The sequence below is a fragment of the Crocosphaera watsonii WH 8501 genome (assembly GCF_000167195.1).
In the GTDB taxonomy this organism is placed as follows: Bacteria; Cyanobacteriota; Cyanobacteriia; order Cyanobacteriales; family Microcystaceae; genus Crocosphaera; species Crocosphaera watsonii.
Genome location: NZ_AADV02000200.1, coordinates 1 through 6,831, shown reverse-complemented (window position 1 = coordinate 6,831; position 6,831 = coordinate 1). Strand labels below are relative to the sequence as shown.

General features: G+C 35.9%; 5 protein-coding genes and 2 pseudogenes. 5 read left to right on the top strand and 2 right to left on the bottom strand.

Going from position 1 to position 6,831, the window contains the following annotated elements; all coding sequences use genetic code 11:
- The 4 genes and pseudogenes from CWATDRAFT_RS34895 to CWATDRAFT_RS28520 form a co-directional block, all read left to right on the top strand.
- A pseudogene (locus CWATDRAFT_RS34895) lies at nt 1-454 on the top strand (transposase); the annotation flags it as partial.
- A gap of 640 nt (nt 455-1,094) precedes the next feature.
- On the top strand, nt 1,095-1,676 hold the full coding sequence (locus tag CWATDRAFT_RS28530; protein WP_007304966.1) for a helix-turn-helix domain-containing protein: 582 nt from the start codon (nt 1,095-1,097) through the stop codon (nt 1,674-1,676).
- Between the two features lie 64 nt (nt 1,677-1,740).
- On the top strand, nt 1,741-2,382 hold the full coding sequence (locus CWATDRAFT_RS28525) for a transposase (protein ID WP_007308236.1): 642 nt from the start codon (nt 1,741-1,743) through the stop codon (nt 2,380-2,382).
- Nucleotides 2,383-2,415: 33 nt separating this feature from the next.
- A complete protein-coding gene (locus CWATDRAFT_RS28520) occupies nt 2,416-3,096 on the top strand; it encodes an NACHT domain-containing protein (protein ID WP_007308237.1) in 681 nt (226 codons plus the stop codon).
- Nucleotides 3,097-3,211: 115 nt separating this feature from the next.
- On the opposite strand, the gene CWATDRAFT_RS28515 is transcribed toward CWATDRAFT_RS28520, so the two are convergent.
- The gene (locus tag CWATDRAFT_RS28515) at nt 3,212-3,592 is read right to left on the bottom strand and encodes a hypothetical protein (protein ID WP_007306704.1); all 381 of its coding nucleotides are present in this window, start codon (nt 3,590-3,592) and stop codon (nt 3,212-3,214) included.
- Between the two features lie 79 nt (nt 3,593-3,671).
- On the opposite strand from CWATDRAFT_RS28515, the pseudogene CWATDRAFT_RS28510 reads away from it, so the two are divergent.
- A pseudogene (locus CWATDRAFT_RS28510) lies at nt 3,672-5,111 on the top strand (NF041680 family putative transposase).
- 445 nt (nt 5,112-5,556) lie between these two features.
- Here CWATDRAFT_RS28510 and dndD read toward each other — a convergent pair.
- On the bottom strand, nt 5,557-6,831 hold a 1,275-nt coding region (dndD, locus tag CWATDRAFT_RS28505; protein ID WP_007308234.1), incomplete at its 5' end, for a DNA sulfur modification protein DndD.

Here is a 6,831-nt window from a genome sequence, read left to right as displayed (position 1 = left end):
AAGAAGAGTAGTGACAAAAGTTGTTATGGAAGTGATGGCTTAAAAATGCGCCATGTGGTGACATCTTTGCCCGCTTCAAAAATTCCACCCTCAAAACTTTATACAAAAAAATACTGTCCGAGAGGCGAGATGGAAAATCGGATTAAAGAACAACAATTAGACTTGTTAGCTCATAGAACTTCAACTCAAACATTTCAAAGTAATCAACTAAGATTATGGATACATTCATTCCTGGGCTTATGTTCTCATAAATGCTTTTCGTCAACACTGTTTAAAAAAAACTTCATTGGCTAAAGCAACTGTGGGAAGAATACGTCTAAATCTTCTTAAGTTGGGAGCCAGAATAAAGATTAGTTGTAGAAGAATTATTATCGCTATAGCTAGTGCTTGTCCTTATCAAGATATTTTGTCTATTGCTAACAAAAGAATTAAAACTATTCCTAATACTGGATAAGTAGAATAAGTTGTTTTTTAAAAAAGATATCTATCATAAGTTGTTGACTGACTGATACTTTCATTTAGTCTTATTTATCGTGGAGAAAATCAAAAGTTAATATAATTATTCCCTCTTAAACTCAATTATTGGATAATCAAAGTCAATTTTTTTATTCATCTATATTCAAAATTTCTATTAGTCCTAAAAATTATCATTTTTCATCTCTGGATTGGGCTTTCAAATTAATTTCTGAGAAATCCGGGTTATTTATTCCTCAAAATACAATCCGGTTAACTTTTGCGTCAACCAAAGTAAATTCAATCCTATCAAAAGTTTCTAGGAAAAGTTATCAAAGTTAATAATCAATAATAATATTTTAAATAAGTTAATAAATATAAGTGATAAGTTATTGTCGGCATTATAGTTAATAAATTAATATCAAGATCAGCATTTCTCATAATCTAGAAGATTTTGTTACATACTTAATGACATAATATGAGTATTCCCATAACATCCTAGAAAATTAACCCTATGAGAAAAAATATCTAGGTAGGGTTAAACGGCCGTTTACCTCTACAATTTTTATTGCTAATCTAGTGCAGCTTGGCGAAAGTAATCCACCAGATTTTTACAGAAACTTTCGTGACTAGCCACGACAATGTGTTTCAATGAAACTAACGGAAGAATCTCGAAGTTGATGTCCATGATAAAAGCATTGCCAATTAACCTCTCCAACCTACAGAAAACAGTACTCCAACAAATAGTGAGAGGGACAACAAACCCCTATCGCCTTGTTAGACGAGCCAAGCTAATCTTAGCCGCAGCATCAGGAGAGAGCAATAGTTCGATTAGTCGAAGATTAGAATTAGACCGAGTACAAGTGCGTCAGTGGCGATCGCAATGGTTTGAGGAGAGAGAAAAACTGAGTGCCGCCGAAGAACAACAGGTAACGGAGAAAGCATTAATGGTCTTGATCAAAGGAATTTTAAGCGATCGCCCAAGACCTGGAACAACAAAATCCTTTACGGTCGAACAAGTAGTCCAGATTGTAGAGATCGCTTGTGAAGAATGTGAAAAATCAGACAGACCAGTGAGCCATTGGACACCTTCAGAGTTGGCGGATGAAGCCATAAAAAGAGGAATTGTCGAAAAGATTTCCCCCCGTAGTGTGGGGCGTTTTTTAAAAAGAAGCGACATTACAACCACATCTCGTTCGTTACTGGTTAAATGCCAAAATTGATGATCCCTTAAAATTTAAAAAGCAAGTCAAATATATCTGTGAACTTCATCAAGAAGCTAAAACTTTGTTAGAACAAGGAATTCATTTAATTAGTACAGATGAAATGACAGGGATTCAAGCTCTTGAGAGATTATTTCCGAACAAAAGAATCAAGCCTAAACAAGTAGAAAAAATCGAATTTGAATATGAAAGACACGGAACTTTAAGCTTGATTGCGAACTGGGATGTGGCAAGAGGAAAAGTTGTTAGTCCCTCTATTGGACCGACAAGAACAGAACAAGATTTTTCTGAATATATCCAGAGAACGATTAAGATTGATGAAAAAGCAGAATGGATTTTTATTGTAGATCAACTCAACACTCATAAATCGGAAAGCTTAGTCAAATTAGTAGCAGAAAGCTGTGGAATTACTATTGATTTGGGGAGAAAAGGAAAGGAGGGGATTTTGCAATCTATGGACAGCAGAGCAGATTTTTTATCAGATGAATATCATCGAATTCGCTTTGTTTATATTCCCAAACATACATCGTGGCTTAATCAAATTGAGTGTTGGTTTTCGATCTTAGTCAGGTGTTTACTCAAAAGAATTACTGTCCGTTCAACTGAAGAACTATCCCAAAAAATTCTCAATTTTATTGATTACTTTAATCAACATTTTGCTAAGCCGTTCGTTTGGAAATTTAAGGGCTTTAAAGATCATAAGTGACTGGTGGATTATTTTTACTAAGCTGCACTAGTTATGCTCGATGGACTCGATGAAGTAGCTAACGCCGATGAAAGAAATGCGGTTAGTGCCTGGGTTAACCAGCAAATGACGGTGTATCGAGAAACGGTTTTCATAGTGACTTCTCGGCCTCATGGGTTCCAAAGTGCGCCAATAGAGCGAGTTGGAACCGTTTTAGAAGTGCTTCCCTTCAACCCACAGCAGGTAGAAGACTTTATTTGTAGTCTGTATCGGCAAAATGAAATAATGAGAACCGGACGGGAAACCCCTGCGGTACTCAGAGAAGCAGAAACCTTGTCTGATGATTTAATTACCCGCATTCAAGAGCAACCTGCGATCGCGGAGATGGGCAGAAATCCTCTTCTAGTGACCATGATTGCTACAGTACATTATTGTGGCAGTGCTTTGCCGGGTCGTCGTGTGGAACTCTATCAGAAAATTTGTGATTTACTATTGGGTGCGCGACAACAAGCTAAACGAATGAAAGTGCCATTGATAGGGGAACAAAATAAGTCTGTCTTGCAAGTGTTGGCCTTGTCTTTAATGCAAGCAAAAACCAGGGAATTTTCTTTAGAGTTAGCAACACAAATCATACAAGAAGAACTGGGAAAGGTTGCTGGAAATACCTTAACAGGGGGAGAATTTCTCAAACAAATTAAAGATTGGACTTTGGATAAAAAACAATTGTTAGCGTAAATTTTACACTAAACATATCTCCAGAGCTAAAATAGAGAATTAAGGTGATTTTAAAAACTCTCTTTCCATCTTTTTAGGGGATTTTAAATATTAAATAGCTTCATTCAGTTTCGGTTCAAATATAGATATCTAAGTAGCTTTCAGTTAGAGATTGAATGACTCGTTCTAATTCATCAATGAGATTTCTTCTAGTGAGTTTTTCTACAGCATCAATATGAGCAGAACTTTCGGCTCGTCCTAAATATTTATATTTGGTTTTTTTCTCATTATTAGTGGCCATAGGAAAAATTGATTCAGCAGCCTGTAGTTTATAATACCAGTAGATTGTTCCCTTTCCATTAACCTGATAACGAATAATATGACAATTAGCTGGTGCTACTTCCCCTTCCCGTTCAATTTTCTTTATTTTCTGTTTAAGAGAGCGAATTAGACTCTTAATTTGTTTGGCTCTCAGGTGGACATCTTGACTGGTCTTAAGTTCGGAATGTGATGACATTAGCCTTAACTGTAACAAACAACCTCTTTTGACGTTAGCGTATATATTCCGCTAATTTATAAGGTAATAAATTTTAAAAATGACCAAAAATGAAACGGCTACGTCTGTCGAGGAATTCCTGGTGTGGAGGTCTAACCTCTTCTAAGGACTAAAAGCTAGAAAAGAAACTATTATAGAATTACTCGATGCCCTCTCCAGTAACCAACAAGCTCACTCAGTCGTTGAATTGTCTCTCAATCCTTTATTTAGAAGAGATTATAACAGTTTATATAGAGGGATTCAAGAGTTTTTACCCACTCAAACTGACCCTAATTATGAACAGAGAATTGAGACTTTATTTTCAGCGGTATCGAGAACAATTCCTCCCACTTCAAAACATTATAACTTATTTGGTATTGACACAACTCCCTGTCCACGACGGTTTGCCGAAACGTTAGCGGATAAAACCTTTATTCATTACCCCAATCCAATTAAGGGAAATAAACCCATTAATATTGGACATTGTTATTCCGTTGTCTGCGCTTTACCTGACCAAATAGACACAGAAAAAGTCCCTTGGGCTGTCCCCTTATCAGGAGAGCGAGTCCCCTCTAAACATAAAGGAGTAAATCAAGGCAATCAACAACTAAAAAAAATCTGGCAAAGTTCTTTATTTTCTGATAAATTATCTGTCTTAGTGGCTGATAGTGACTACAGCCAAAAGGATTTTATTGGGGAACAAGTTAAGCATGAAGACCTAGTTACTATTACAAGAGTTAGAAGTGACCGAGTTTTTTATCGTCAATTTATTCGGGACCCAAATCAAGCCAAAACTTCGGGACATCCCCGTTGGTATGGGGATAAATTTGACCTTAAAGATGACCAAACTTGGACTGAACCTGATGAAGTTCATCATGTTCCCTTTACAACGAAAAAAGGTCGTCAATTAACAGTGACTATTTCGGGATGGAAACAGATGTTAATGAGAGGAACTAAAAACTATAAAATGAACAATCACCCCTTTACTTTACTCCAGATTGTTGTCAGAGATCAAGAAAGAAATAGTATTTGGAAACCTATGTGGCTTATTGTTATTGGTTCTCGGCGCGATGAGTTAAGTTTAGTTGATTGTTATCAGTGTTATCGACAACGTTATGACATGGAACATCTTTTTCGATTTGGTAAACAAAGATTATTGATGACATCTTATTTAACTCCCGATGTACATCATGAAGAAAATTGGTTTAAACTAACACTTCTTTCTTATGTAAATTTGTGGGCTGCCAGAAAATTAGCTGTGGTTTTACCCCGTGATTGGGAACAGTATTTGAAGACTAATAAATCCATCAAAATCACCCCTAGTCTAGTTCAAAGAGACTTTTCAAGAATAATTACGACCTTGGGGACTTTCGCCAAATTTCCCAAACGTCGAGGTTTTTCTTCCGGACGTATTAAAGGTTACAAAAAAGCCCCACGAACTCGTCATGATGTTATCAAGAAAGGGAGCAAAAAATCAACTGAAAACTTAAAAGCTCCTTAGTTTTCCTCAGAATCTATAGATTAGCCCTATTTGTCAGCCAATTTTATTGACTGATACAGAGCCGATATTTTGGGATTTTAGTTTAGCGTAAAATATACGCTAACAAACTTTTTTTGTCCAAAGTCCAATTAGGACTAACTACACACTTACGTTTATTTTTACCCACCCGACTAAAATGGTGCCCTGCGACGGATTGTTATCTTCTTGTTATAACCTAATTTGTACCCGTCTAACACACCCTACATTTGAGAAGTTAAAGAATAGGGGGTTGCGAAGGGGGAAAATTTATGTGAAGATGAAAATATAAGCTTCACAGTGGAAATATAATAATTTGATCTAAAAATTACAAAGCCTCCCTATTATTAAATATAGTATCACAAGCCGATGGCTTTTGCAAGCCTTGGTGCAAAAAAATCGATTTTTTTCAAGATTTAAAACAAAAAAATTACCAAAAATAGCGATCGCCGTGAACAGTAGTTTGACGTTCATCTGGGTTATATTGTAGCAGATATTGATGAGCGATCGCATCTTGTTCGGTGAGTTGTTGTAACTCGTTTTGTCGTATTTCGGTATCAGTAGAAAGGAGAATAACTTGATGGGAAGCAGTGGGAAAATAACGCTCAACTAAGTTATTACGGTGGGAAGAGTCGAGTCTTCCTAAAGGGGTATCGATAGCGATGGGTAAGTTACGGCCTGAGACTCTTGCTAAACCCCATAAAAATGCGATGGATAAGAGTTGTTTTTCTCCTGCGGATAAGCGATGTTTGGGTACGGTTTCTCCTTGGGGATCATAAAGAGATAAACTAAAGTTATGGGTATCAATAGCTACCCGATGAACGAGATCAGACTTATGGAGTAAATAACGGAAACACTCTGTTACTTCCCCTTCTAGTTTATTAAGTTTTTTAAGGGTTAATCTTTCTTTAAATAATTGTAGCGTAGTTTGTACCTTAGCAGAAGATTTAATAATATGTTCATTGTTTTGTTTTTCTAATGCTTTATCGGTATAACTTTTCAAGTCTTTAATTGTCATTTGTACTGCTCTTTCTGCTTCTCTAATGCGTTTTTCTGCTGAGTTATATTCTGTTTGACATTTAGCAGCTTCTTTTTGTGCATTGGTGAGTGCATCACTAAGTTTTTGATAGTCTTCTGGAGATGCAGCAACCTGTAATTTTCTCTCGTTATTATCTAAATCAATTTCTAATTTTTCTAAGATTTCTAGTTGTTTTTTAGCAGTATCAAGTTGTAGAGGTAATTTATGATCTAGTAAAGTATTAAGTTGGTTTAATTCATCTTCTGTTATCCCTAAACTATGAGCAAGATTACTTTGAGATGTTTGGTTAATAGTTTCATATTCTTCTGACAAAAATGTTTGTATTTTCTGCAATTCATCTTGAGTAAGTTGGAGGGTTTCTAGATAATTAAGTAACCTTTTATTTCGTTGTTGTAAGACAGTTTTGGCCGTGATAGCTTGTTGTTGCTTAACTTCGCTTTCACCTTGTTCTTTTGCTTCGGTGAGTAAAGGTGTAATTAAAGCTAGAGGTAAACTTGTTGCTGCTAAAGTTACCATCTCATTTCGTTGCTGTTGTAATTTCTCTTTTAATTCATCAATATTAGTCGTGAGGGTACTACTTTCTGCCGATATTATTCCCCCTTCTATTCTAAACCGTTCCGATGCTTCTTTAACTTTCTTATTAGCGCGTCTAAGTCCATTATCTAT

Excerpts from the sequence above, each read along its gene's own strand:
- CWATDRAFT_RS28515 (WP_007306704.1), bottom strand. The coding sequence starts at position 3,592 with ATGTCATCACATTCCGAACTTAAGACCAGTCAAGATGTCCACCTGAGA.
- CWATDRAFT_RS28530 (WP_007304966.1), top strand. The coding sequence starts at position 1,095 with ATGTGTTTCAATGAAACTAACGGAAGAATCTCGAAGTTGATGTCCATG.
- CWATDRAFT_RS28520 (WP_007308237.1), top strand. The coding sequence starts at position 2,416 with ATGCTCGATGGACTCGATGAAGTAGCTAACGCCGATGAAAGAAATGCG.